The sequence below is a fragment of the Ruegeria sp. HKCCD7255 genome (assembly GCF_013031565.1).
GTDB lineage: Bacteria > Pseudomonadota > Alphaproteobacteria > Rhodobacterales > Rhodobacteraceae > Ruegeria.
The window spans coordinates 1-1,526 of the sequence record NZ_WQAG01000033.1 but is presented as its reverse complement, the minus strand read 5'-3'; the positions used below and the strand labels follow the sequence as shown (position 1 = coordinate 1,526).

1 pseudogene is annotated in these 1,526 nt (G+C 58.1%); it reads right to left on the bottom strand.

Annotated features, from left to right (window positions below):
* Window positions 1-65: 65 nt before the first annotated feature.
* Window positions 66-1,451: pseudogene (locus GOX45_RS21890) on the bottom strand (transposase).
* Between the last annotated feature and the right edge of the window lie 75 nt (window positions 1,452-1,526).

Genomic DNA, 1,526 nt, shown 5'->3' with positions numbered 1-1,526 from the left:
TGGAAAAACAACTTGTTGCTGGCGCAGAAAGAGGGGCGCCGAGCTGAGCGCGAGCGCCTTTCTGATCAGGCTTTGCGCGCTTGCCGCGGTGCAGGAAAGATCTTGGCCAGTTTGCGGAGGTTCTGGGCTGTGGCGGCGAGGAGGAATTCGTCGTTTGCGCCGCATGGGCCTCTTAGTCGGAGCCGACCCAGCCCGAGGATGCGTTTAAGGTGAGCGAAGAGCATCTCGACCTTCTTTCGGAGCTTCTCGGAGACCTCGTATTGGGTCGTCTTGGCGATGGCTCGTGCGATATCGCGCGCATCTTCGTGTTCTTCTCGGGTGATTTTTCGGCAGTCGGCCTTAGGACAGCATTTGGGTTTTGACGGGCATGCCTGACAGGTGTGCTTGAGCGCCTGGTATTTGGCGACGCCCTTACCGGTTGGACCGCGCTTGGGGTCCGAGTAATTGCGACGGAATTGCTTCAACGCCTCGCCCTCGGGGCAGATGTATTGGTTGTTCTCGGCGTCCCATTCAAAGTCTGCGCGTGACTATGTGCCATCTGTACGACCGGCCTTGTCGATCACCGGGATATGCGGCGCGATTTTGCGATCCACCAACCAGCCAAGCATTGGGCCGGAGCCGTAGGCCGTATCGGCAATCAGCCGTTCGGGGTGAAGATCGAACTTTGCTTTGACGCGATCCAGCATCGTCTTTGTTGAGCCAACTTCGGCCTGTCTGATCGAGCGGGTGGCTTCGACATCAAGGATGACACCATGGTCCGTATCGATGAGGTAGTTGTCGGAATAGGCAAAGAATGCGGGCCCTTTGCGCGCGGCGGTCCATTGACTGGCGGGATCAGCGAAGGATGTGAACTTCGGCTGCACAGGAGTTGCAGCGCCGAAGGCGGCCTCATCCAGTGTGTCGAGATACTCCTTCACGGCGCGAGGCACAGCTTCGACATCAATCCGGCCGGCGTCCCATTCGTCCTTGGACGCTGAGAACTGTTTGTTGGCATCCGCCTCGATCAGGCTGGCATCAACAGCCATGCGCTGGCCGCTGACCAGGCCTTCTTCGATGCACCGCGCCACGGTTGTCTCGAACAAGTGGCGCAGCAGTTCGCTCTCGCGGAAACGTCCATGTCGGTTCTTCGAAAAGGTGGAGTGGTCGGGAACACGGTCGTTCAAATCGAGACGGCAGAACCAGCGATACGCGAGGTTCAGATGCACCTCTTCGCAAAGCCGCCGTTCCGACCGGATGCCGAAGCAGTACCCAACCAGCAGCATCCGGATCAGCAGTTCCGGATCGACCGAAGGGCGACCCGTGTGGCTGTAGAAATCTGCGAGATACCCGCGGATACTGCTCAAGTCGACGAAGCGATCAATCGACCGCAGCAGATGCTCTTGCGGGACATGGTCTTCCAGCGAGAACTCATAGAACAGTGCCGCCTGCGATTCCTGTCTCGGTCCCATCATCGCCAATCCCTCCCTACAGAACGAATTGAATCAGCGACTCATCAGTCGATCAAGGAAGAGTTTTTCAACGGAATA